The 23650-nt window shown below is 68.4% G+C and carries 17 protein-coding genes, 1 tRNA gene and 2 pseudogenes; 10 read left to right on the plus strand and 10 right to left on the minus strand.

Annotated elements, in window-relative coordinates:
• The first annotated feature begins 167 nt into the window (after nucleotides 1-167).
• Nucleotides 168-698 carry a toll/interleukin-1 receptor domain-containing protein gene (locus FL344_RS23430; protein ID WP_141620061.1) on the plus strand — a complete coding sequence of 177 codons (531 nt, stop codon included), beginning with the start codon at nucleotides 168-170 and terminating at the stop codon, nucleotides 696-698.
• A gap of 97 nt (nucleotides 699-795) precedes the next feature.
• Here the strand turns inward: FL344_RS23430 and FL344_RS23435 are convergent.
• Nucleotides 796-1386, minus strand: a pseudogene (locus FL344_RS23435) (transposase); the annotation flags it as partial.
• Between the two features lie 762 nt (nucleotides 1387-2148).
• On the opposite strand from FL344_RS23435, the gene FL344_RS23445 reads away from it, so the two are divergent.
• Nucleotides 2149-4176, plus strand: a complete 2028-nt coding sequence (locus FL344_RS23445; protein WP_194863219.1) for a hypothetical protein — start codon at nucleotides 2149-2151, stop codon at nucleotides 4174-4176.
• 221 nt (nucleotides 4177-4397) lie between these two features.
• Nucleotides 4398-5834 (plus strand): annotated as a pseudogene (locus FL344_RS23450) (transposase).
• Between the two features lie 206 nt (nucleotides 5835-6040).
• Here the strand turns inward: FL344_RS23450 and FL344_RS23455 are convergent.
• Nucleotides 6041-6117: transfer RNA gene (locus tag FL344_RS23455), tRNA-Pro, on the minus strand.
• A gap of 253 nt (nucleotides 6118-6370) precedes the next feature.
• On the opposite strand from FL344_RS23455, the gene FL344_RS23460 reads away from it, so the two are divergent.
• Nucleotides 6371-6757, plus strand: a complete 387-nt coding sequence (locus FL344_RS23460) for a two-component system response regulator (RefSeq protein ID WP_044276566.1) — start codon at nucleotides 6371-6373, stop codon at nucleotides 6755-6757.
• Between the two features lie 13 nt (nucleotides 6758-6770).
• On the opposite strand, the gene rpe is transcribed toward FL344_RS23460, so the two are convergent.
• On the minus strand, nucleotides 6771-7430 hold the full coding sequence (gene rpe / locus FL344_RS23465) for a ribulose-phosphate 3-epimerase (RefSeq protein ID WP_141620064.1): 660 nt from the start codon (nucleotides 7428-7430) through the stop codon (nucleotides 6771-6773).
• Between the two features lie 173 nt (nucleotides 7431-7603).
• Between rpe and FL344_RS23470 the strand changes: the two genes are divergently transcribed.
• Entirely contained in the window at nucleotides 7604-9106 is a 1503-nt protein-coding gene (locus FL344_RS23470; RefSeq protein WP_141620065.1) for an HD family phosphohydrolase, read from the plus strand.
• 4 nt (nucleotides 9107-9110) lie between these two features.
• Here FL344_RS23470 and pyk read toward each other — a convergent pair whose 3' ends face one another.
• From pyk to FL344_RS23490, 4 genes are all read right to left on the minus strand, one after another.
• Nucleotides 9111-10544 (minus strand): pyruvate kinase, encoded by a 1434-nt coding sequence (gene pyk, locus FL344_RS23475; protein WP_141620066.1) that lies wholly within the window; start codon nucleotides 10542-10544, stop codon nucleotides 9111-9113.
• A 101-nt stretch (nucleotides 10545-10645) separates the two neighbouring features.
• Nucleotides 10646-11566, minus strand: a complete 921-nt coding sequence (locus tag FL344_RS23480) for a hypothetical protein (RefSeq protein ID WP_141620067.1) — start codon at nucleotides 11564-11566, stop codon at nucleotides 10646-10648.
• A 118-nt stretch (nucleotides 11567-11684) separates the two neighbouring features.
• The gene (locus FL344_RS23485; protein WP_141620068.1) at nucleotides 11685-13142 is read right to left on the minus strand and encodes an NFACT RNA binding domain-containing protein; all 1458 of its coding nucleotides are present in this window, start codon (nucleotides 13140-13142) and stop codon (nucleotides 11685-11687) included.
• Nucleotides 13143-13239: 97 nt separating this feature from the next.
• Nucleotides 13240-13479 (minus strand): hypothetical protein, encoded by a 240-nt coding sequence (locus tag FL344_RS23490; RefSeq protein WP_020478039.1) that lies wholly within the window; start codon nucleotides 13477-13479, stop codon nucleotides 13240-13242.
• 355 nt (nucleotides 13480-13834) lie between these two features.
• Here FL344_RS23490 and FL344_RS23495 point away from each other — a divergent pair, with 355 nt between their 5' ends.
• A complete protein-coding gene (locus FL344_RS23495) occupies nucleotides 13835-15142 on the plus strand; it encodes a glycoside hydrolase family 1 protein (RefSeq protein WP_141620069.1) in 1308 nt (435 codons plus the stop codon).
• A 61-nt stretch (nucleotides 15143-15203) separates the two neighbouring features.
• Here FL344_RS23495 and dusB read toward each other — a convergent pair whose 3' ends face one another.
• Nucleotides 15204-16217: a tRNA dihydrouridine synthase DusB gene (gene dusB / locus FL344_RS23500; RefSeq protein ID WP_141592882.1), complete on the minus strand. Its 1014-nt coding sequence runs from the start codon at nucleotides 16215-16217 to the stop codon at nucleotides 15204-15206.
• A 95-nt stretch (nucleotides 16218-16312) separates the two neighbouring features.
• Between dusB and FL344_RS23505 the strand changes: the two genes are divergently transcribed.
• From FL344_RS23505 to FL344_RS23515, 3 genes are all read left to right on the plus strand, one after another.
• Nucleotides 16313-17740 (plus strand): M50 family metallopeptidase, encoded by a 1428-nt coding sequence (locus FL344_RS23505; protein ID WP_141592883.1) that lies wholly within the window; start codon nucleotides 16313-16315, stop codon nucleotides 17738-17740.
• An 82-nt stretch (nucleotides 17741-17822) separates the two neighbouring features.
• On the plus strand, nucleotides 17823-18887 hold the full coding sequence (locus tag FL344_RS23510) for an acyl-CoA desaturase (protein ID WP_141592884.1): 1065 nt from the start codon (nucleotides 17823-17825) through the stop codon (nucleotides 18885-18887).
• Nucleotides 18888-19084: 197 nt separating this feature from the next.
• Complete coding sequence (locus FL344_RS23515) at nucleotides 19085-21118, plus strand: chloride channel protein (RefSeq protein WP_141620085.1); 2034 nt, start codon at nucleotides 19085-19087, stop codon at nucleotides 21116-21118.
• Nucleotides 21119-21130: 12 nt separating this feature from the next.
• Here FL344_RS23515 and FL344_RS23520 read toward each other — a convergent pair whose 3' ends face one another.
• The gene (locus FL344_RS23520; protein ID WP_141620086.1) at nucleotides 21131-22339 is read right to left on the minus strand and encodes a glycosyltransferase family 4 protein; all 1209 of its coding nucleotides are present in this window, start codon (nucleotides 22337-22339) and stop codon (nucleotides 21131-21133) included.
• Between the two features lie 240 nt (nucleotides 22340-22579).
• On the opposite strand from FL344_RS23520, the gene FL344_RS23525 reads away from it, so the two are divergent.
• On the plus strand, nucleotides 22580-23092 hold the full coding sequence (locus FL344_RS23525; RefSeq protein WP_141592885.1) for a GNAT family N-acetyltransferase: 513 nt from the start codon (nucleotides 22580-22582) through the stop codon (nucleotides 23090-23092).
• Between the two features lie 17 nt (nucleotides 23093-23109).
• Here the strand turns inward: FL344_RS23525 and FL344_RS23530 are convergent, their stop codons facing one another.
• Nucleotides 23110-23640: a peroxiredoxin gene (locus tag FL344_RS23530; RefSeq protein WP_141255587.1), complete on the minus strand. Its 531-nt coding sequence runs from the start codon at nucleotides 23638-23640 to the stop codon at nucleotides 23110-23112.
• Nucleotides 23641-23650 lie beyond the last annotated feature (10 nt).

A 23650-nucleotide genomic window follows, 5' to 3' on the forward strand; every position in this document is an offset into this window, starting at 1 on the left:
CGGCGCACAGCCCGCGTTGATCATGCCTAGCGCTAGGCAGCAACTCCGATTGAGGCTCTGCCCCAACGTGCCAGATAGCCGGCACGCCGGGTCGGCTCTCGAACACGAGATCAGGGACAGCCCCTAGGGCCGCGCTCAACGCCACCAGGGAGAAGGAGCGCAAGCGCATGGCAGCGCAGGTGGAGCGCCAACGCAACGAGCAACTTAAGAAGGAGCGCGAGTTTCAGCGGCAAATGAGTGAGTTGCTGACTCCCAGCCAAGCCCTGATGACAGCATCAACCGAAGAGACGAAGCCGCATGACTTCTTCATCTCCCACGCCAGCGAGGATAAGGATGAAGTTGCCCGCCCCCTCTACGAAGCACTTACGGCGATGGGGTGCGAAGTCTGGTACGACGAATTTTCCCTGCAGCTTGGCGACAGCTTGATGAGGAAAATCAACAAAGGAATCGCCGCTTCGCGTTACGGAGTGGTCATCCTTAGTAAGAAATTTCTCGACAAGGAATGGCCACAACTCGAACTGGCCGCTCTTAATGCCATTGAAGTCCGTGGCGTTAAGAAAATCCTGCCAATATGGCACCATCTTACATACGACGAGCTTCTCGCAAGAGCTCCAATGCTTGCGGACAGGGTAGCTGCGGATACGTCGAGGAAGACGATTGAGGAAATCGCCAAGCAGTTGAAGGGCATGTTGGACTGACCGCCCATGAAGGGACTCAGTACTGCTGAGGGTCAAGTCCCGAATCGTGTGTAGTTGGTCGGGAGGGGGTTCGGGGGAGGAAGGCTCCTTGGCGGGGTCAATCAGCGGCGATGTCAGGGGTTGAATTCAGCAAGGGCATGTCGAGGTAGCGGCGGTCATCCCAGATGCCGGTGACTTCGAGGGCGACGGCGATGATGAGGCGCAGGGCGCTGGCGCGGTCCGGGAAGGCCCCCACGGAGCGGATGCGGCGCTTCACCTCGCCATGGAGGCGCTCCAGGCCATTGGTGCTGCGCAGGCGCTTCCAGTGGGCCTTGGGGAAGGCGAAGAAGCAGGTGGCGGCGGCGAAGCCCTCGCGCAGGCACTCCATGGCTTCGGGTACCTGCCGCCCCAGCCCCTCCTGGAGGGCCTCCAGTCGCTTCCTGGCGTCTTGAAGAAAGGCCGCCTCGAAGACGGCCGACGTCTCCTTGCCCAGCCGTCCTCGCAGTCTTCAGGGGGCCTTGGCGAGGACGTTGCGCGTCAGGTGCACCGTGCAGCGCTGCAGCTTCGCCTCGGGCAGGGCCTGCCAGGCCGCGGCGGCCAAGCCCGCGTGCCCGTCGGCGATGACGAGACGCACGCCCCTCAGCCCTCGTTCCAGAAGCTGGCGCAGCAATTCCAGCCAGGGGGCTCCCACCACCGCCATGCACCGCCGCAGGGTGAGTGGGCAGCCGCTCCTTTCACCCCAGCGGATGAGAGAGCGGCGCTGCAGCCGAAAGACGGGGACTACCTTTGTCCCTGGGCGGGGCCTTTCTGATTCCTGGTATTCCGCGCACACAGAGCCGAACGGGATGTGCCCCTGCCTCTTCCTGTCGCCCCGCGCGCCCGCCCGCTCACCAACCGCGATCGAGAATCACGAGCGTTGGTTTAGATATACTGGACTTCCCCCTGCAGGGCAGTTGGGTAAGGGGCCAGAGGGATACGTCATGGAGAAGGCTCACCATAGCATGGCGGCCAAAGGCAGTTGATGGTGGCGCAGCTTGAAGAGCGGCGGCTGGCATCTGGGCAGATGCTGCAGCGTGGCGGAGGACACGTGCCCTATCGAGCATATCTCGTACCTCCTTCCGCATGCGCCCACCTCGTCACTTCGGCCTGCTGAAAGCTCCAATATGCAGATCCCTTTATCTTTCGTATGTTCTGAGCCGATGCGCCACTTCCAGATTCGAGAGAGCGCCTTCCGCTACTTTGGCGGTGAGGCGATGCATAGGTTCATCGTCGCCATGGATCGCAGTCGCAGCAATCTGCCCTTCCGTTGGGCGAGCGCCGAATCCGCCGAATCCGTCACACCTATGGGATTCACCGTCAAGCGCAAGGCATAAGCAACCCCTTCTACCCAAACACTCATTCCTCCGGAGCCGACATGCCCCACCCCCAGTTCAGTCCTGCCCCAGAGAATACTCCCCAGCGCCTCGCCGACATGCTGCGCGACTATCAGTCCTCGGCTGATGGCAACCGATTCCCGGAACTCGCGCAGCGCGCCCACCAGCTTGAGGTCGCGCTGCGCGGGCGTCTGGAAACGCTGGCACAACCTGCGCCGCAGGTGGCCTTTGTCGCCCACAAGGGCGTGGGCAAGTCGACGCTGATCAACGGGCTGTCAGGGCTGTGGCTGGACGGCGAGCTGCCTTCGTCGGACGCCTCGCCCACGCAGCTCAACAAGCAAGCAGTGTTGCCGCTGGGCAACGGTGGCACCACGCCTTGCGAGATCGTGTTGCGCCCGGGTAAGTGGGAGGTGCAAGTCGAACCGGAGCGGGATGAGGATACGGGGCGACTCGTGCAGCAATTCGCCGAGTGGGCTTGGCACAAGGCACATGATCTATCTTCTCCAGCATCCTCCCCCTCCGGCACTGACGAGACCGACGATCCTTCGGGCGAGCCGTCGCCGACTGCTCGCCCGCCCCGTCTACAGCCCGATCTGGAGCGAGTTCTGTGGGGGCTCACGGGGCTCAAGCAGGAAAAGGTAGCGAGCGGCGCGGGAAAATTGACCGGCGGCCGCTCGGGCAAGACGACCACAGTGCACCACGCCGTCGAGGAGGCACGCAACTTTGAGAGCAAGGAGGCGTTCGTCGATTACGTGCTGCAACGTACGCGACTGCCCGAGCGGCGCCGCATCCAGTGGCTACCGGACGGCGAGCCGCGCACTTGGTTGCGACATATGCTGCTGAGCCTCTTCAAGGGGGAACTCGCGGATCAGCCTTTCCCGCGCCGCGTAGTTATCCAGGGACCGTTCGAGGCGCTGCACTGGAATGGGCATGCTGTGCCCCTTGTGGACACGCTGGGGCTGCCGGCGGTCACTACCGATAAGGATGCTGCGCCGGGATCGCGGCGGGCGTACCCGTTGGCGGATCGGGCCGACCTGCGCGCGTTGCTGAAGCAGCCATGGACCCTGCTTGTGCTCGCCTCCTCATTCAACGAGCCGCCCGCGCCCGCCGTTGAGCTGCTTACACAGATGGTTGAGGAGCGCGGCTACTTCGGCGAAACGCTTGCTGAGCGCACGGTGGTCGCCATCGTCGATGCGGGCCGCGCCGGCGCGGGTAACTTCGAAGACAAGGAGACCGAGCGGGAGACGAAGGAGGACCGCTGCGCCGAGAACCTCGTTCAGATTGGCTGCCCCGGCTGGCCAGCGCCCGATGTGCGCTGGACGGTGGACGACGCCCGCCAGCGTGTGCGGTGCGTGAACATACTCGATGGGGGCACGCCAGAACTGCACGTGTTCTTGGAGGAGTCGCTAGCACGGCTAGCGGCGGCCCACTCTCGATTGCTTGAGGATGCGGCGGCCCAAGCTCGCGAGTTCTTTCGCACACTCGCAAATGCAAAGCGCCGGGCGCTCTACAATCAGGTCGTGAAGGAGTTGGGCGCCTCAGTACAGGCCGCCATCATAGTATCGAGAGGCAATTTGCGTGCACTGGGAGCCAATCTCCTGCGGCCATTTGCCGATGAATGTCAGCAACTGCACCCTTCGTCGCTACGCTCGCTCGTCCAATGGAAAGGCGACGGCACCCAGAACGCATGGGCTCTGCTTGAGTTCGCAACGTCACGTGCGCTGACGCGTCGTATCGAGCCGCTCTTCACCACCATGCACGTCAAGGCTGAGGAACTGCGCCAGCGCGACATGTTTGAGGACAGCGACAGCGCGAAGCTCATCGACGCTGAGATCGAACAGCAGCGCCGCCAACTTGACGCCTTCGTGCAAGGCTTCACGACCGCCGCCGTGCAGGCCGCCAAGGAGCAGATGCTCGCCGACGACCTGCTATGGGTCCGCTGCTACCAGGAGTGGGGTACTGGCGTAAAGCAGCCCCGATACAAGGATCGCGTAGCGGCCCATTTCGAAATGTGGGGCGAGCATCATGCGACGCCCCTCGGCGCCGCTATCGCCCAGCAACTCCCGGCACGGCTCGAAGAGGTCTCGACCGCGGTCCAGCAGATCGTTACGGCGCTGCTAGACTGATTTTCTCGGCTCTATCACCTCGCGCAGGGGGCATAGGGCCCCCGGCTGCAACTGGGATCTCCTCCGCCCCAGGGTTTCTGGAGACACCTCTCTGGGGGGCTAACGTTCCCCTCTTCCTATGTCAGGGAAGTTGTGGCCCTGGCTGACCGGCCGAGCTGATTAGCCCCTGGTGGCGAGAGCAGGCAGGAAGCAGTGCCGTCACGGATGCATTCAATGCGCAGATGCTGAAGCGGATGGTGGGCCCCCGCGCGGTGAGTGCCGCGGCGTTGGCCCGCTAGGAGGGAGTCTCTCATCTCTCAGTCGACGCTGTCGCAGTGGTTGCGGGAGGCGAATAGGGTAGCGGCCATCCCCCCGCCCGAGGAGAGGAAGTCCGCCAGCCCGAAGAAATGGACGCCCGAGGAGAAGCTCCGCGTGTTGGCGGAGGCGCACGGGATGGAGGACGAGGCTTTGGGAGCGCAGGAGGTGCCGTCCGCAGCCCTGGCGGCGGGGTAGGGTCGACGGCTGGCCGCCTCGGAAAACCGGGTGAAAGAGCTTGAGCGCGAGCTGCGCCGCAAGGAGAAGGCGCTGGCGGAGGCGGCAGCGCTGCTGGTGCTCGAAAAAACGTCAGGCGCTGGGTTGGGACGAGAAGGACTCGGGCGACGAGGACGACGCAGCGGACGGGACGCGCGAGAAATGACGCTCGCGCTTGTCGACGAAGCGCTGGAGAAGGGAGCCCGGCTGAAGGCCGGCTGCGAGCGGCTCGGAGCGATTCCGCCGAGGACCGCAGGTACGGCCCGCATACCTAGCCGGCCAACCGGCTGTCCGAGGTGGAGCGGCGCCGCACCCTCACGGTGGCCAACAGCGAGGAGTTTCGCGACGCCTCGCCCAAGCAGATTGTCCCCCGGCTAGCCGACCTGGGTGAGTACGTCGCCAGCGAGGCGAGTCTCTACCGAGTGCTGCGCGAAGATGGGCAATTGGCCCACCGAGGCCGCACCAAGGCGCCCACGCCCAGGCCCCGCGTCGAGCACACCGCTATCCGGCCCCAACCAAGTCTGGAGCTGAGACATCACCTACCTGAAGGGCCCGGTGAAGGGGGCCTTCCTCTACCTGTACCTGATGGTGGACGTCTTCAGCCGCCGCATCATGGGCTTCGAGGTGCACGAAGAGGAGCCGTCCGAAAATGCCGCGGCCCTCATCCGCCGCATTTGGCAGCAGGCCGGCTGCCCCGAGGGGCTGGTGCTGCATTCAGACAATGGCGGCCCCATACAGGGAGCCACCCTGCAGTGGCTGGGCGTGACGCCTTCCTTCAGCCGGCCCCGTGTCTCGGACGACAACGCTTTTTCCGAGGCCCTTTTCCGTACGCTGAAGTACCGCCCCTCATTCCCGCAGCCCCCCTTCGCGTCCGCTGAAGACCCGAGCGCCTGGGTGAGGCATTTCGTGGCCTAGTGCAACACCGAGCACCGCCACTCCGCCATCCGCTTCGTCACGCCCAAGGACAGGCACTTCGGCCGGGAAGCAGCGCTGCTGGCCCGACGCCACCAAGTGTACCAGCGTGCAAAAGCCCGTCACCCGAGCGCTGGAGTCGCCACACTCGCGACTGGACTCCGGCGGGCTCCGTCCGTCTCGGTCCCGCTTCGAACCTCCCCCCAGCAGCGCAGGAGTTGATGCGCATCGGCTGACCCCTCTCACGCGACATCTACCTTGAGGCTCACCGTGAGTGGCCTCACCACACAAAGTGCGGGAGAGCCACGGAAGCGGGCGAAACTCATGCACCTGAGCCCGGCGGCCAAGTCAGCGGCCATCCAGATGCCGGAAGGCACGAAACCGAAAAACCCCAAAACGAAACGGGCTGGAGACCTTGCGATCTCCAGCCCGCTTCATGACGTGGTCGGGGAGACAGGATTTGAACCTGCGACCCCTTGGTCCCGAACCAAGTGCTCTACCAGGCTGAGCCACTCCCCGATATGTCGCCTCGCCGGACGGTCCTTCTCGGGACCGGCGAAGTGCGGGCGGTAGTACCCGAGCCGCCCAGCCGAGTCAACGTCCTCGGATCACCTTTTCTTCCGCCCCTCCCCGCCCAGAGGGAGCGGGCAGCCGGGCGATGCCCGGGTGGCCCCCGACTCCGCTTCCCAAGACCACGAATTTCCTGTACTCCCGGACAGTTTCCCCCCCTGCTACACTCACGAGGCAGCCTGCATTGTTGCACCGCGATGCCATGACGCCGCCCCCCGTCGTCCTCATCTCCGATGACGAGCCCCTCATCGTCTCCGCCCTCGCCCGCGAGGGGAAACGGTCCGGGCTGAACTGCATCTCGGACACCACGTCCGAGCGCGTCCTGGAGCTCGCCCGCGAACACCGGCCGGCCGTCATCATCCTGGACATCAACCAGCACCAGGACGGCCGGGACTTGCTCGCCCAGCTCAAGCAGGACCCCAACACCCGTGACTGCAAGGTCATCATCCTCAGCGCCGTCGAGGACCAGTTCACCCGCCACGTCTGCTTCGAGCTCGGCGCCGACGACTACGAGGTGAAGCCCTTCGACCCCACCTTCATGACCCGCGTCGCCCGGCTCGCCTCCTCCGTGGCGCGCCCTCGCACCTGAAGTCCGCCGCGCCTCACGAGCGCAGCGAGCGGATGGCCTCCGCGTAGTCCTTCGCGCCGAAGACGTAGCTGCCCGCCACCAGCACCGTGGCCCCGGCCTCCACCACCCGCTTCGCCGTGGTGGCGTTGATGCCGCCGTCCACCTCGATGTCCACGTCCTTCAGCCCGCGCGCATCCAACATCCCGCGCAGCCGGCGCACCTTCTCCACCGTGGACTCGATGAAGCCCTGCCCACCGAAGCCCGGGTTCACACTCATCAGCAGCACCATGTCCACGTCGCCCAGCACCTCCTCGATGGCCGACAGCGGCGTGCCCGGGTTCAACACCACCGCCGGCTTCGCCCCGGCATTGCGAATCTGCTGAAGCGTCCGGTGCAGGTGCGGACTGGCCTCCACGTGCACCGTCAGCACGTCCGCCCCCGCCTTCACGAAGGCCTCCACGTAGCGCTCCGGCTCCACAATCATCAGGTGCACGTCCAACGGCTTCGTCGCCACCCGATTGATGGCCTCCACCACCACGGGGCCAATCGTGATGTTCGGCACAAAGCGGCCATCCATGACATCCACGTGAATCCAATCCGCACCAGCGGCTTCGATGGCGCGGACCTCTTCGGCCAAACGGCCGAAGTCACAGGACAAAAGCGAAGGAGAGATGCGAACGGGGCGTCGGCTCATGCCGCGCTTCATAACCGCAACCCGCGCGCTGGCTAAGGCCGAACGCAACGCGGCGACGTCCACCAGACAGCCAGGGACCTGCCAGGTGGGTCCCCCGAGGCAGCGTGCTGTCTACCCGTGCTAGAACTTTGTAGCCCTTCGCGGCCGCTGGCCGCTTCTCACGGAGCCGCCTGGTGCTCGCTCAACCCGCCCCACAGCCCGAGCTGAACCGCCGCCTGGCGAAGCTCACGTCCATCCTGGATGTCGCGAAGGCGATGAGCGCCGAGCGCGACCTCGACCTGCTCCTGCCGCTCATCCTCTTCGAGGCCACCAAGGTGGTGGAGGCGGACCGCTGCTCGCTCTTCATCCTGGACCGCGAGCGCAACGAGCTGTGGAGCAAGGTGGCCCAGGGCTCCAAGAGCGAAATCCGCCTCCCGGTGGGCAGCGGCGTCGCCGGACAGGTGGCCCAGACGGGCGCCGTCATCAACATCCCTGACGCCTACGCCGACGCTCGCTTCAACCGCTCGTTCGACGTCTCCAGCGGCTACCAGACGAAGACCATCCTCTGCGTCCCCATGCGCGACGCCGGCGGCGAGGTGACGGGCGTCATCCAGGCCCTCAACAAGCTGGACGGCGCCAGCTTCAACGCCGAGGACGAGGAGCTGCTGCTCGCCCTGGGCGCCCAGGCCGCGGGCGCCATCGAGAACGCCCTCCTCCACGAGGACATCAACCGCCTCTTCGAGGGCTTCGTCTCCGCCTCCGTCGTCGCCATCGAATCCAGAGACCCGACCACCGCCGGCCACTCCGGCCGCGTGGCCGACCTCACCGTGGCCATGGCCCAGGCGCTCGAGCACCTGTCCACCGGCCCCTACGCCCACACGCGCTTCTCCGCCGGGGAGATTCAGGAGCTGCGCTACGCCTCACTGCTGCACGACTTCGGCAAGGTGGGCGTGCGTGAGCCCGTGCTGGTGAAGGCGGAGAAGCTCTACCCCCATGAGCTCGAAGGCCTGCGCGCCCGCTTCCAGCTCGCCCGGAAGGACTTGCAGCTCCAGAGCTACCGCCGCCGCCTGGAGGCGGTGAAGATTCGCGGCCAGGCGAACCTGGCGGAAATCGAGGCCGAGGAAGAGGAGCGGCTCGCCCGCGAGTCGTGGCAGCTGGACGAGGTGCTGGAGTTCATCCTCTCCTGCAACCGCCCCACCGTGCTCGCGCAGGGCAACTTCGAGCGGCTCCACGAGCTGGGCGCGCTGCGCTTCCTGGATGCCCACGACAAGGCCCAGCCGCTGCTGCTGCCGGGGGAAATCCAGTCGCTCTCCATCGCACGCGGCACGCTCTCTCCCGAGGAGCGCCGCGAAATCGAGAGCCACGTCGAACACACCTACCGCTTCCTGTCCCAGATTCCGTGGACGCGCACGCTGCGCCGGGTGCCGGAGATTGCCTACGCCCACCACGAGAAGCTGGATGGCACCGGCTACCCCCGCGCGGAGAAGGACATCCCCGTCCAGTCACGGATGATGTCCATCTGCGACATCTACGACGCGCTCACCGCCAGCGACCGGCCCTACAAGAAGGCCGTGCCGCACACGCTCGCGCTCGACATCCTCCGGCGCGAGTCCGACGCCGGGCAGTTGGACCCGGCGCTCTATGCCGTCTTCATCGAGGCCGACATCCCCCGGAAGGTCCTCCAGGGAATCAAGTAGCCGCTCAGCCCTGGATGGTGTGCAGGCGCAGGCTGTTGATCTTGCCCGGCTGCCCCACCGGCGCGCCGAACACGATGACGATGCGGTCGCCCTTGCGGCCCAGGCCTCGCGCCAGGAGCTCTTCCTCCACGCGCTTCACCATGGCCTCCGTGTCCTGGGTGGGCTCCAGCACGCGCGGCACCACGCCCCACAGCAGCGACAGCCGGCGGCGCACTTCCTGGTTGGGGCTGAAGGCGACAATCGGCACCGTGGGCCGGTAGTGCGACAGCAGGCGTGCCGTCACACCCGACAGCGTGAAGGCCGCGATGAGCGAGGCGTTGCTCGCCTTGGCCGCCTCGCAGGCCACGCGCGCGATGACGTCCGGGAAGTGGTTGGGCAGCCCCAGCGGCGTCTCCAGCACGCGCATCAGCGACTGCGTCGTGCGCGCGGAGGACTCGGCCGCCAGGATGATGCGCTCCATCATCTGCACGGACTCGATGGGGAACTTGCCGCTGGCCGTCTCGCCCGACAGCATCACCGCGTCCGCGCCGTCGAACACGGCGTTGGCCACGTCGCTGGCCTCGGCGCGCGTGGGGCGCGGGTTATCAATCATGGAGTTCAGCATCTGCGTGGCCACGATGACGGGCAGGCCGCGCAGGTTGGAGCGCCGGATGATGTCCTTCTGGACGGCCGGCACTTCCTCGGGGGGAATCTCCACGCCCAGGTCGCCGCGCGCCACCATCACGCCGTCCGTCTTGTCCAGGATGGCGTCCAGCCGGGCAATGGCCTCCGGCTTCTCCAGCTTGGCGATGATGGGCACCGTGCGGCCCACCTCGGCCATGGCCTGGCGCGCGGTGTCCAGGTCGGACGGCTGGCGCACGAAGGACAGCGCGATGTAGTCCACGCCGGCCTTGATGCCGAACACCAGGTCCTCACGGTCCTTCGGCGTCAGCGCCTCCGCTCGCACCGCCACGCCGGGCAGGTTGATGCCTTTGTTGTTCTTCAGCGTGCCGCCGTGGATGACCTCCGTGCGGATGAGCTTCTGCTTGTCCGTCTCCAGGACCTTCAGCTCCAGCAGGCCGTCATCCAGAAGGATGCGGTCCCCCGGATTCACGTCCGCGGCCAGGAACGGGTACGTCGTGGACACGATTTCGTCCGTGCCCGGAACCGTTTCGTCCGTGGTGATGTGGAAGGTGCCGCCTTCCTTCAACTCGGTGCTGCCCTTCACGAAACGGCCGGTGCGAATCTTCGGGCCTTGCAGGTCGCCGAGGATGCCCACCGCCTTGCGAACCTTCAGCGACGCGGCGCGCAGCTTCGCGATGTTCTCCGCGTGCTGCTCGTGGCTGCCGTGGGAGAAGTTCAGGCGAGCCACGTCCATGCCGTTCTCCAGGAGCGCTTCGAGCATCTCCTGGCTCTGGCTGGCGGGACCGAGGGTGCAGACAATCTTCGCTCTTCGCATAGAGCTCGTGAGGATGGGTTTCCCTCACGGCAGCGTCAAGCACGCTGCATGGGCCGCTTCGCTCGGTAAAACGGTAAATGAGCCAGCGAACGACGCGGCGCTCAGCCGCGCAACAGCACGCCCAGGTTCTCCCGCTCCCAACGCAGTGCGGCGGCGTAATGCGGGAATGTTCGCTCGCGTTCGCGGAAGGCACGCGGGTGATGCACGCGGCGGCCACCCCGGCCCGTGCTCGGGAAGAGCTGGTGGAGCATCTCGTGGAAGATGATGAACTCCACGAAGAAGGAAGGCACCTCGGGGGTGTCCAGCGCCGGGTGGATGCGAATCTCACGCGTCTGGTGGTCGTAGACGCCCAGGCGGATGGACTTGCGACGGCGGCGCGGAGGCATGCGCCCCCAGCCAATCCGGGCCTGGATGAGGCCCTGGAAAAAATCTCGGTTGGTGGCGTCGTAAAGCGCCTGGAGGTCGAAACAGCGCCCGCGCGGGTTGAGGTCCGCGTCGGATTCGCGGCGCATCTGGCGGATGCGCGGCTGCTGACCGCGGATGTACTCGTCCAGGATGGCGCCCGCGGTGCGGTGTCCCCGGCCCGCGTAGTCCGCCACCGCGCGCACCACCGGCTCCGGCGCGTCCAGGAACATGTGGTGCAGCCGCAGCGCCAGCACCGCGGAGCCCCGGCGGAAGGACACCATGGTGGAGCGGTTGTCCGTCACCGACAGGCGCACCGGCATGCCCAGCTCGGCGCTCAGCCGCCAGGCCAGCGATTCAGCCCGGGACCACAGCTCCTCCCGCGTGGGCGGACGCGTGGCGATGCGGGGTGCCTCGTCGGGCAGGAGGTTGCGCTGCGGCATGGGCACGGGCGGCGCGACGGGCCGCGGCGAGGGCGCCACGGGCGCGGCAGGTCCCTCCTCGGGCCGGAGTGCGGCCGTTCCCTCCGTCGCGCGGCTGGCGGCAGAGAGACCTCGAGGGAAGAGCGACGTCTGGCGAAATTGCTCGGGGGACACGCGGCTGCGCATCGTACCCCGCACTTCCGGGGACTCAAGGGCGGCGGTCCCCTGCCCGCCTCCTCACCGTCAGCCCGTCAACCGCGCTCGCACGCAGCGTCCACTAACAGGAGGGAAAGGCAGGCGAGCGTACGACGCGCCCTCACGGTGCGGGCGGCTCCGCGTGCCGGGACTTGAGGAGCCGCTCCAGGCGCTCGGTCTCCATGCGCACCACGAAGGTCTTCTCGCGCGTGAAGGTCACCTGCCCCGGCGCGCCGCCCTTCACCTTGCGCACGAACTTCGCGGGCACGTAGCTCACCTCACCGCGCGGCTCGCCCTTGGCCCCGGAGTGGTGCAGCGCCAGGTGCGCCGCATCCAGTAACACCTCCTGCGCCACCTCCTGCCCCTTCTCCAGCGGCAGCACCACGTGGCTGCCCGGGACACCGCGCGCGTGGAGCCACAGATGCCAGGGCCTGGCCACCTTGAAGGTGAGCGCGTCGTTGTCCTCCGAGCCGCGCCCCACCCAGATGCGCGCCCCGCCATGGCCCACGTACTCCTTGAAGGGCCGGCCCTCCCGCGCGCCCTCGCCCCCACTGGGGAGCTGCAGCACCTCCGCCTGCGACAGCAGCGCAGCGTCCTCCATCCGCTCAATCTGCGTGAGCGCCTGCTGCGCGTGCGCCACCTCGCGCGCCAGCTCCGCCTCGCGGTGACGCGCCTGCTCCACGCCCCGCAGCAGCCGCCGGTACTGGTGGAAGTGCCAGTCCGCCTCCTCCTTCGGGGTGCGCTTCGGGTCCAACGTCACCCGGACCTCCTTCGCGCCCTCCTCTGTATAGGCGGTGAGCACCGCCTCGGTGGCGCCCCGCTTGAGGCGGTAGAGGTTCTGCGCCAGCAGCTCGCCCACCTCGCGGTGCTTCTCCGCGTCCGGGCCGCGGGCCGCCTCGGCGCGCACCTTCTCCAACGTGCGGGAGGCGCGCTTGAGGCGCGCGCGGTACGGCTGCGCCAACCGGCGGCGGATGGTCTCCGAGCGGCTGGCCTTGTCGCGCGCTCCGAGCAGCCGCTCCGCGGCCTGGGAATACGGCAGCGCATCCGAGTCCTGGGGAGCGAGCCGCGAGGGTTGGCTCCGAGCCTTCTCGCGGGCCTCGGGCGGCGGCGGCTCCGGCGGCGTCCACGCCGCGCCCGGATGCAGGCCCCGGCGCTGCGCGAAGCCCTCACCGGAGAGCATCAGCACGCGGCCAGTGTCGCTGAGCAGCAGCAGACCACCGGGCGCGCCCACCTCCAGGAGGAGGCGCCGGCGCACGTCCTCGCGCTCGAAGTCGAAGGCCACCACGCGCTCGGCTTCCATGAAGCGGGCGCCCAGGAGCTTGAAGCCTGTCAGCTCCTGACGCAGCCACCGCTGGAAGGGGGCGGGCTCGCCCGGCGTGGGGAAGCGATCATCCGCCACGGATACCCGGGCCAGGTCGCCTTCCGCGCACAGGCACAACAGGATGGATTTGCCCGGGACGCGAAGCTCCACGTAGGCGAGCCTGGGAAGGGGACACCAGGCCTTCTGCGCCACCGCGCCAGTGAGGCGCTCCGCCAGCTCCGCCACCACCTGCTCCAGCTCCACGGGACGCAGCGACATGGGGCACTCCGGGTCCTGAAAATGAAAACGGCCCGGCGGGTTTCGCCGAGCCGTTCACCGGACGTCAACTACCGTCCGCTCATGACGACGGGACTGCTCAGGACTCCGGCGTAACCGGGGCCGCCACCGTCTTGGCCTTGGTGGTGCGCTTGCGAGCCGGGGCCTTCTTGGCCGCCTTGCGGGTGGTCTTCTTGGCGGCCGCCTTCTTGGTCGCGGTCTTGCCAGCCGTCTTGCGAGCGGTCGTCTTCTTCGCCGACTTCGCCGCCTTCGTGGCCTTCGCGGTCTTGGCAGCCTTCTTGGTCGCGGACTTCGCAGCGGTCTTCTTCTTAGCGGCCATCAGAATCCTCCAGTTCAGTGGTTGGCCCCAGGTCAACCGAGGCCCTGCACTCTTCTTGATGGGAGTGAGTGCTTGAAGTGAATGGTACGGGCGACATGCCAGTGTGTCAACGCATGGTGATGTATTGCATCGCGTGCGAGGCCGATTTTTCGGCATCGAGCGCGTCCGGAGGTGCCGAACGCCACCTCGCGGACACTCGCGAGCGCATCCGAGGTGTCGCGCGCGAGGCCGAGTTTCCGGCTCCGGACACGTTTCGGCCACTTTCGAGCACGACGTCGGCGCATGCCGCGGCGCATGCGCGCGAGCGACGCGGCGCTTTTCGTCGTGGGGTGCGGCGTCTACGGTTCACCACCACATGAGCGCCACCGAGCAGACCTTCCCCGCGGACTTCACCTTCGGCGTCGCGACCGCCGCGTACCAGGTGGAGGGCGGCATCGAGAACGACTGGGCCGAGTGGGAACGCGCCGGGAAGCTGAAGGAGCCGGACGCTCGCTGCGGCCCCGCGGTGGACCACTGGAACCGCTACGAGGAGGACTACGCCCTGGCCCGGGCGGTGGGCGCCACCGCGTTCCGCATCTCCCTGGAGTGGGCGCGCATCGAGCCGGAGCGCGGGCGCTTCGACGAGGCGGCGCTGGAGGCCTACCGGGAGCGGCTCCTGAAGATGAAGGCCCATGGCCTGCGGCCGGTGGTGACGCTCCACCACTTCACGCACCCCACCTGGTTCCACCGGGAGACGCCGTGGCACCAGCCGGCCAGCGTGGACGTCTTCCGGCGGTACGCGAAGCGGTGCGCGGCGCTGCTGGAGGGGCTGGACGCGCTGGTCATCTCCTTCAACGAGCCCATGGTGCTGCTGTTGGGGGGGTATCTGCAGGGCGCCATTCCTCCGGGCCTCGCGGATGGCCCCACCACCATGCGGGCCATGGAGAACCTGGTGCGCTCGCACGTGGCCGCCCGGGAGGAGCTGTTGTCCCGGCTGGGCCGCGTGGAGCTGGGCATCTCCCAGAACATGCTCGCCTTCGCGCCGGACCGCTGGTGGCACCCGCTGGACCGCGCGCTGGTGAGGCTCGGGGCCCAGGCCTACAACCATGCGTTCCACGAGGCGCTGGCCACCGGCAAGCTGCGCGTCACCATGCCGGGCGTGGCCTCCACGCGCGTGGACATCCCTGGCGCGCGCGACTCCGTGGAGTTCATCGGGGTGAACTACTACACCCGCGCGCACCTGCGCTTCGTGCCGCGCCCGCCCTTCATCGAGTTCAAGTACCGGGACGTCCATGGCCGGGGCCTCACCGACATCGGCTGGGAGGACTGGCCGGAGGGCTTCCTCCAGACGCTGCGCGACGTGAAGCGCTACGGGAAGCCGGTGTGGATTACGGAGAACGGCATCGATGACCGCGCCGGCGCCCGCCGCCCCCACTACCTCCATTCCCACCTGGCCCAGGTGCTGGCCGCGCGCGCGCAGGGCGTGGACGTGCGCGGCTACCTCTATTGGAGCCTGCTCGACAACTTCGAGTGGCTGGAGGGCTGGGGCCCGCGCTTCGGCCTCTACCACGTCGACTTCGACACGCTCCGCCGCAGCCCCACGCCCGCGTGTGACTACTTCCGCGCCGTGGCCACCGGACGGAAGCTGGTACCGCCAGACGCCGTCCGCCCCTCGGGCAATTGAGCGGCGCGCCGCCCACGAAGGGCACGCGCTCCCTCCTTATATATAGAGAAGCGCCGTGCCCTCAGCCCAGGGCCGCCCGGTAGTCCACGTCCTGCTCCTCACCGGGGCCCGCCAGGTCCACCTGGGCCGCGGCGAAGAAGCGGCGCACGCAGTCCTCCACCGCTGACGGCAGGTCCAGGCCGTTCACCTCCGCACGGAAGGCCGCGGCGCCGTACAGGCCGTGGGCGTACCACGCCAACTGCTTGCGGAAGGAGCGCACGGCGCCCAGCGGGTCCCCCATGAAGTCCAGGTGCGCCCGGAAGTGCTCCAGCACCAGCTCGCAGCGCTCGCGCGGCGTGGCGGGCGGGCCTCCGAGCAGCTCGCGGAAGATCCACGGGTTGCCCAGCGCGGCGCGGCCAATCATCACGAAGTCACAGCCGGTGGTCTCCAGCATGCGCACCGCGTCCGCGGGCGTCTTCACGTCCCCGTTGCCGATGATGGGCAGCTCCGGGAAGTGGCGCTTGAGGTCGGCGATGACGCTCCAGTCCGCCTGCCCCGAATAGCCCTGCTCGCGCGTGCGGGGGTGGATGGCCAGCCCCGCGCAGCCCGCCTCCTGGAGCGCGCCAGCCACCTGAAGATAGTTCAGGCTGCGGGCGTCCCAGCCCGAGCGAATCTTGCAGGTGACGGGCAGGCCGGTGGCCTCGCGGATGCGCCGGACGATGTCCGCCGCGCGGGGCACGTCACAGAGCAGGCCGCTGCCCGCCCCGTTCTTCACCACCTTCTTCACCGGGCAGCCCATGTTGATGTCGATGATTTGCGCGCCCGCCTCGCGCCCCACCACCGCGGCCCGAGCCATGGCGTCCGGCTCGCCACCGTAGATTTGGAGCGAGTAGGGCCGCTCCACCTCGGCGTCGTAGCGCAGGTACTTCAACGTCCGCTGGTTGGCGCGCATCAGCCCCTGCGAGCTGACGAGCTCGGTGGGACAGAGCGCCGCGCCCAGACGGAAGGCGAGCACACGGAAGGGCATCTCGCTCACCCCGGCCATGGGGGCCAGGATGTACGGATTCGGCAGGGTGTAAGGACCAAGCTGCGGCATGAAGGGCGGGGAACCTAGCGGATTTGCCCGGGACATGGCGGAGACGGTGAGCAAGTGCCTGCGCCCGGAGGTCCTAACGGTTAAGGTCCGTCCCCATGTTCCGCTTTCGCCTCGGGAGCATTCCCGTCGAAGTCCACCCCAGCCACCTGCTGGTGTCCGGCATGCTGGCCTGGAGCTCCGTCCCCGCGGCCCAGAACGGCTGGCCGTTCCGCCAGGTGGATGGAGCCCCCCCCCTGGGCCACGCCAGCGCGATGGTGGTCTACATCCTGTCGTGGATGCTCATCGTCTTCGTGTCCGTGCTCATCCATGAGATGGGGCATGCGCTGGCCAGCCGCCTGTTCGGCTACCGGCCAAGCATCGCGCTCGTCTGGATGGGTGGCCACACGCTCCCCACCGACGCGCCTGGCCCCCTCCCGTGGAAGCGGGACCTGCTCATCACCGCGGCCGGCCCCTTCTTCGGGCTGATGCTGGGGGTGACGAGCGGGGTGGGCTACCTCCTGCTCGAGGGCCGCTCGCCCGCGCTCGACTTCTTCCTGCTCACCTTCATGATCGCCAACTTCTTCTGGGCGTTCCTGAACATGCTGCCCGTGCTCCCGCTGGATGGGGGGCGCATCACCACCACCCTGGCCACGCGGGTGTTCGGTCCACGGCGCGGCTTCGTGCTGGCGCAGGGGCTGGCGCTGCTGGTGTGCGTGGGGGCCGTGGTGTACGGCCTGCGGTCGGGTTGGCTCCTGCTCACCCTCATCTTCGCCATGTACGGCATGCAGTCCTTCCGCGTGGTGGCGGAGGCGCTGCGCAACGGACAGGCGCAGAGCGTCCCACTGGAAGGGCCGCTGGCGGAGAAGCTGCGCGAGGCCCGGGCCGCGCTCGACGCGGGCCGCATGGACGAGGCGCGGCGGCTGGGCGCGTCCGTGCTGGAGGCCAACGAGGGCCTGACGCCGCGAGTGGCCAGCCATGCCCACCACCTGATGGGCTGGATTGCCCTGAAGGAGGGCCAGGGCCGCCAGGCGCTGGACCACTTCTCGCAGGTGCAGGGCCTGCCCGTGGAGCCGCACGCGGTCGCGGCGTCCTTCTCCCTGGTGGGCGATGACGCCCGCGCGGTGGAGTGGTGGAAGCAGGCCTGGCAGTCCTCGTCGGACCGGACCGTGATGCACGAGTACGCCGGCACGCTCATCCGCATGGGCCGCGAGTCGGAGGCCCTGAAGCTCCCGGGCCTGGACCCGGAGGCCGCGTTCTCCTGCGCGGAGCGGGTGCTCTTCATCCGGGGCGCGTACTCGGAAGCCGCGGCCGTGGGCGAGGCGGCGCTGCATCACGCGCCCAGCGCCACGCTGGCCTATGACGCGGCCTGCGCCCATGCCCGCGCGCGCAACGTGCCTGACGCGATGCGGCTGCTGCGCCGCGCCACGGAGCTGGGCTTCACCGATGGGGCCTATGCCGCCTCGGACGAGGACCTGGCGCCGCTCCATGGGTACCCCGCATTCGAGGAGTGGTTGACGGAGCTGCGGCAATCCGCCGCCTCCTGACAGAGGGATGACAGGCGGGGGTGTTGATGCGGGGTGAGGCTGAGCACGTTCCAGCTCGGCCCACCCAGCGCACGAGGCTCCCTTGCAGACACCGTCCCCAGCCCTGCCCGCGGCGGATGAGCGCCTCAACTGGCTCTCCTCCATCCCCTTCTTCGCGGTCCACCTGATGTGCCTGTTCGTCTTCGCCGTCGGCGCGAAGCCGGTGGACGTGGCCGTGTGCGTCGGCCTCTACGTCGTGCGCATGTGGGGCATCACCGCGGGCTTCCACCGGTACTTCTCCCACCGGGCCTTCAAGACGGGACGCGTCTTCCAGTTCATCCTCGCCTTCGTGGGCAGCATGTCCGCGCAGAAGGGCGTGCTGTGGTGGGCGGCGCACCACCGCCACCACCACCGCTATTCGGACCAGGCGGAGGACATCCACTCGCCCCTGCAGAAGGGCTTCTGGTGGAGCCACGCGGGGTGGATTCTCTCCGACAAGTACAACGACACCCGCATGGAGGGCATCAAGGACTTCGCCCGCTTCCCGGAGCTGGTGTGGCTCAACCGCTTCCACCTGGTGCCGCCCGTCCTGCTGGCCGTGGCGCTCTACTTCATCGGCGGCTTCTCCATGCTGGTGTGGGGCTTCTTCGTCAGCACCACCCTGCTGTGGCACGGCACCTTCACCATCAACTCGCTCAGCCACATCTTCGGCAAGCGCCGCTACAAGACGACGGACACCAGCCGGAACAACTGGCTGCTGGCGCTCGTCACCCTGGGCGAGGGTTGGCACAACAACCACCACTTCCATCAGAACACCGCCAACCAGGGCTGGTTCTGGTGGGAGGTGGACCTCAGCTACTACTCGCTGAAGGTGCTCTCCTGGTTCAAGGTGGTGGAGGGGCTGCGGCTTCCCTCCGAGGCCACGAAGTTCGCGTTCCAGAAGTACACCGACGAGGAGCGCGCGGCGCTGGCGGCCCCCACCCGCTTCTGGGGTGCTTCGGGCGCGCGGGCCCAGTTCGTGGCCACGAAGGCCGCGGGGGATGCGGCCCGGGCCGCCAGTGATGCCGCGAAGGCCGCGGGCGACAAGGTGCGAGAGGCCCTGACGACCGCTGCGGACCACCTGCCCACCTCCGCGCCGCCCCCCTCCGCCATGCTCAAGCGGCGGTAGCCGTTCGAAGCTGAAGCGAAACCGTGACGCGCCTGTCATGGGCGCGACCCGACGGCTGGCCGCCCTGCACACGTCCGCGTCACGAACCTTGAGTGGCGCCTGACCCACTGTTAGTGGGACCTGCAATGAATGCAGGGGATGTACCCGCATCAAGCGCGGCGGCCCAGCGCGCCCTCTGGGCACAACTGCGCGCGGCGATGGGCCGCTTCGTCCACGCCGCGCTGAGAGCGTCCAACCGCCTGCGGCTGCCCGGCCCCTCCGTCCTACCGGTAGCGGGCGCGGTGGTCGGTCTGTACAGCGGGCTGGCGGCCGGCATCTTCTCCAACCTCATCGGGTTGGTGAGCGGGCTCACCTTCGGGGCAGCCTCGCTGAAGCACACGCTTCGCCAGGACCAGTTCCAGTCGCTCATGGAGGCGTTCGCCGCGGCCCGCTGGCATCCGGAGTACGCCTTCATCGGCGTGCCCCTGGCATCCGGCGCGCTGCTGCTGGCGCGCATCATCGAGCCTGGCGGGCCCCGTGACGAGGTGAAGCGCCGGCTGCGCCTGCTGGCCCTGCTGGCCCTGGGCGGGCTGTCGCTCTACTACCCGCTGGTGGCGCTGTCCGCGCTCAATAGCGTGTTCGGCCACAGCCACAACCTGCCCGAGGCGCTGCCCCACCTTCCGTGGTGGCTGATGCTGCTGGCGCCCACGCTGGGCGGCGTGGTGGTGGGCCGGCTGCTGCGGGACAAGCCGGAGACGCATGGCCACGGCGTCCCCGAGGTGGTGCGGGCGGTGAAGAGTGGCGCCAACGCCCTGCCGGCGGACCGGGGCCTGCTGAAGCTGGTGGCGTCCGCCATCACCATTGGCAGCGGCGGCTCGGCGGGCCGCGAGGGGCCCATTGTCTACGGCGGCGCGGCGTTCGCTTCCACCGTGGGCCGGGTCCTGGGCTTCAGCCGCAAGGAGCTGTCCATCCTCCTGGCGTGCGGCGCGGGCGCGGGCATCTCCGCGTCCTTCAACGCCCCCATCGCCGGCGCCGTGTTCGCGATGGAAATCATCCTTCGCGAGTTCGAGCTGCGCGTCTTCTCCCCCATCATCCTGGCCAGCGTGGCCGGCACCCTGGTGAGCCAGGGCGTCATGGGTGAGTCCGCCATGCTCCGGCACGTTCCCTACGAGCTGGTCAGTGGCGGCGAGGTGCTGGCCTACGCGGGCCTGGGCATCGCCTGTGGGCTGCTCGCCTTCACCTTCGTGCAGTTGCTGCACGGCGTGGAGCACTACTTCCATGGCCATGTGAAGGACCGGCTGTCCCCGTGGCTGGGCAGCAAGCCGCTGCCCCTGCGCGCGGGGCTGGGCGGTCTGTGCGCCGGCATCCTGGCCTTCGCCAGCCCCACTGTCTGGGGCAGCGGGCACGACTACATCAACCTGGCCGCGCTGGGACGGCTGCCCTTCCTGTTCCTCATCACCGCGTGTCTGCTGAAGCTGGTGGCCACGGCCCTCACCATCGGCTCGGGTGGCTCTGGCGGGACGTTCTTCCCGGCGGCGCTCATTGGCGCCATGGCGGGCGGCGCCTTCGGCACCCTGGTGCACTACTTCTTCCCGGAGAGCACCGGCCCCAGTGGCGCGTATGCCCTGGTGGGCATGGGCGGCGCGGTGGCGGCGCTCACCCGCGGGCCGCTCACGGGAATGATGATGCTGTACGAGCTGAGCGGGAACCACGACATCATCCTGCCGCTGATGGTGACGTGCACCATCGCCTCGGCGCTCTGTCACTACCTCACCGAGCGGAAGACGCCGAAGGTCCAGAGCGACACGGACCTGCTGGAGGCCACCCCCGTCCGCTCGCTGATGACCCACCTGACACCCGTGCCCGCGGGCACGCCGCTGCGGGCGCTGACGGACCTGCTGCTCACCTCCGAGGCGGGCACCCTGCCCGTCCTGGACACCGTGGGCCGCATCTACGGCACCGTGCAGGTGGAGCAACTGCGCGAAGTGTGGCGCGATGAATCCGTGTACCCGCTGCTGGTGGCCAGTGACCTGGCGCGCAAGCTGCCCGCGCTCTCCCCCGACGCGAACCTGTCCCATGCCCTCCACGTCATGGACCACGAGGACGTGGATGCCCTGCCCGTCAGCGTCCCGGTGGGCAGCCCCACCTGCGGGCTGCTCACCCGCGCCGCGGTGCGCAGGTTCCTCTTCTCGAAACATGCCCAGGCCCACGCGTCGGGCAACTACCCGGTCAGCCCCACCGAGGCGAGCTGACGCCCCACCCGCTCAGTGCGTGGGGGTGCCCGCTGGAGACAGCACCCCCTGCGTGCCCACGAGGCTGGCGTAGGCGGAGAGGTAGCGGCTGGCCATCCGCCGGGGCGTGTACGTCAGCGCCCACGCCCGCGCGCGCAAGGCCAGCCGGGTGCGCAGCCCGGTGTCCTCGCGCAGCCGCTCCAGCGTCTCCACCAGGGCATCCACGTCGTCCGGGGGCACGAAGCACGCGGCTCCATCTCCCCACACCTCGCGCAGCGCCGGAATGTCGCCCAGCACCAGCGCGCAGCCGGACAGGGCCGCCTCCAGCGCGGTGAGGCCAAAGGGCGCGTAGCGGGCCGGCAGCACATAGATGGATGCGCGCGACATCCACTCCGCCAGGACATGCGGCTCCAGGTGCCCCATCCACTGGAGGTGGCGCGGCTCCGCCTTCCGCTCGGAGGGATGGCGCGCGTCTCCCGCGAGCCGTACCGGCCAACCCAGGCGGGGCGCGGCGGCGTCCAGCACGGCGACATTCTTCGCGGCGTCCCACGGACTGCCCACGCCGAGGATGAAGGGCTCCCGCTCCGAGCGAGGCGGCACCCGGTCCGAGCGCCGCCCATGGGGGATGACCTCCGCGGCGGGCAGCGGGCCATAGTGCATCTGGAGGGACTCGAGCAGGTCCCGGCTCGGCGTCACCACCCGGCCCGCGGCGCCGAGGCCCGCGGTGACGGCCTCGCGATAGCGCGCATGGTTCGCGGGCGCGTCCTCACCCTTCACCGCCCGCCACCACGACAGGCGGCAGGCGTGCCCCACCACCAGGGGCCGGTGCAGCCACGGCAGCGCCCCGTGCACGTAGCCATTGAGGTGCACCACGTCCGGACGCACGCGGCGCTCCAGCGCGAGCAGCCAGTCACCCGCCGCGCGCACGTCGTCCCACGGGTCCTCCATCCACTCCAACCGGAAGCGCCCCTCCTCCACGGTGAGATTGGGAATGCCCCGCGCCTCCGCCCACTGCGCGCTGGTGAGCGGCGCCCCCATGGTCGCCAGCGTCACCTCCACCCCGTGCGGCGCGAGCGCCCGGGTCAGCTCCAGCGCGTACGTCCAGACGTCGCCCACGGCGTCGGCCGTCATCAGCACCCGCCGCACCGTCCGGCTCGACGTGACGTCATTGCCGTGCGCATGCCTGCCCTCGTGGGGTGGGGCATGGGTCTCCTGACCTTCCATTCCACTCGCCATGCGCATCCGCTGACTGTTCATGGTCCCCCCGCAGAGCCCCGGACTCGTGGAGGGCAACGTAGGCCGAGCGCCTCCATGGGAGGATTGCCCCACCGCGCCCCTTCCCTGCATGACATCCGATGGATGAAGAGGCGAAGCCCCGCCCAGGCCCCTCCTCGTCCGTCCGCCGGGCCCGGCAGATACCTTCCGCTACACCCTGGCCGACAGACGCCCGAAGGGTCATGCTGGGAACACGAGAGGCCCTCCATGGAGATTCTCCGAGCGACTCCGTCCGAGCACACGCTGCTTCGAAACCTCTACCCACTCTACCTCCACGACCTGAGCGAGTTCGGCGTCGACTACGCCCTGGACGAGCAGGGGCGCTGGCGGCCGGACTTCCTGCCCACGTGGCTGATTCAAGCCCCCGAGGTCCACCCCCTGCTGCTGCGCTGGGAGGGCCGCGTCGTGGGCTTCGCCTTCGTGGGCCAGTCCCCCTTCCCCTACATGACGCCTGGACGCGACTTCCGGATGAGCGAGTTCTTCATCCTGCGAAACGAGCGGCGCATCGGCCTGGGACGGCTCGCGGCCAGGGCCGTGTTCGACCTCTTCCCCGGCATCTGGGAGCTGTCCCAACTGCCGCGCAACCGCCCCGCCATCGCCTTCTGGCGCAGGGTCATCGACGAGTACACGGGGGGCGCCTTCGAGGACACCTTCATCGATGGCTCCCCCGCACAGGTCTTCGACAGCCGGCAGCGCGTGGCGCCCGCACAGGGACGGTAGCCACGTGCCTTGCGCGGCTACTTCGTGCCTGAATCCGGCGTCTTCGCGTCAGCGCCGGCCGGCTTGCGCAGCGGGCACGCGACAATCGCTCCGTGCGGGTTGATGGCGTCGTTGCCGGACTCGACCTTGAGAATCTTCAGGCCCTCCCCCACGACGAACGTGTACCGCTTCGGCACCGACAGCAGCGGCATCTTCACGTCATAGGCGGAGACGACCTTCCCTTCAGGGTCGGGGATGAACGGGAACGGCGCCTTCAGCTCGGTCTTGAAGCGCGTGAGCGTCTCCGCGTCATCCATGCTGATGGCCAACACCTGCCCCTGCGCCTTCTCCACGTCCGCGTAACGGTCCCGGTACGCCTTGAGCTCGCGGGTGCAGCCGCCCGTGAAGGCCTTGGGGAAGAAGGCCAGGATGACGGGGCCCTTCTTCACCATCTCCGACAACGTGTAGACGTTCCCCGCGGAGTCCTTCGCCGTGAAGTCCGGCGCCGTCTCTCCGGCCTGGGGAATGGCACCGCTGAAGAATCCCGCAACGAGCAATGGCACGAGCATGGGCGGGACT

The organism is Myxococcus sp. AB036A (assembly GCF_006547355.1).
Classification (GTDB): Bacteria; Myxococcota; Myxococcia; order Myxococcales; family Myxococcaceae; genus Myxococcus; species Myxococcus virescens.

Coding starts and splice junctions, on each gene's coding strand:
- FL344_RS23525 (WP_141592885.1), top strand. CDS start 22,580: ATGGAGATTCTCCGAGCGACTCCGTCCGAGCACACGCTGCTTCGAAAC.
- FL344_RS23520 (WP_141620086.1), bottom strand. CDS start 22,339: ATGCGCATGGCGAGTGGAATGGAAGGTCAGGAGACCCATGCCCCACCC.
- dusB (WP_141592882.1), bottom strand. CDS start 16,217: ATGCCGCAGCTTGGTCCTTACACCCTGCCGAATCCGTACATCCTGGCC.
- FL344_RS23505 (WP_141592883.1), top strand. CDS start 16,313: ATGTTCCGCTTTCGCCTCGGGAGCATTCCCGTCGAAGTCCACCCCAGC.
- FL344_RS23460 (WP_044276566.1), top strand. CDS start 6,371: ATGACGCCGCCCCCCGTCGTCCTCATCTCCGATGACGAGCCCCTCATC.
- FL344_RS23430 (WP_141620061.1), top strand. CDS start 168: ATGGCAGCGCAGGTGGAGCGCCAACGCAACGAGCAACTTAAGAAGGAG.
- FL344_RS23515 (WP_141620085.1), top strand. CDS start 19,085: ATGGGCCGCTTCGTCCACGCCGCGCTGAGAGCGTCCAACCGCCTGCGG.
- FL344_RS23490 (WP_020478039.1), bottom strand. CDS start 13,479: ATGGCCGCTAAGAAGAAGACCGCTGCGAAGTCCGCGACCAAGAAGGCT.
- rpe (WP_141620064.1), bottom strand. CDS start 7,430: ATGAGCCGACGCCCCGTTCGCATCTCTCCTTCGCTTTTGTCCTGTGAC.
- FL344_RS23485 (WP_141620068.1), bottom strand. CDS start 13,142: ATGTCGCTGCGTCCCGTGGAGCTGGAGCAGGTGGTGGCGGAGCTGGCG.
- FL344_RS23495 (WP_141620069.1), top strand. CDS start 13,835: ATGAGCGCCACCGAGCAGACCTTCCCCGCGGACTTCACCTTCGGCGTC.
- pyk (WP_141620066.1), bottom strand. CDS start 10,544: ATGCGAAGAGCGAAGATTGTCTGCACCCTCGGTCCCGCCAGCCAGAGC.
- FL344_RS23530 (WP_141255587.1), bottom strand. CDS start 23,640: ATGCTCGTGCCATTGCTCGTTGCGGGATTCTTCAGCGGTGCCATTCCC.
- FL344_RS23445 (WP_194863219.1), top strand. CDS start 2,149: ATGCTGCGCGACTATCAGTCCTCGGCTGATGGCAACCGATTCCCGGAA.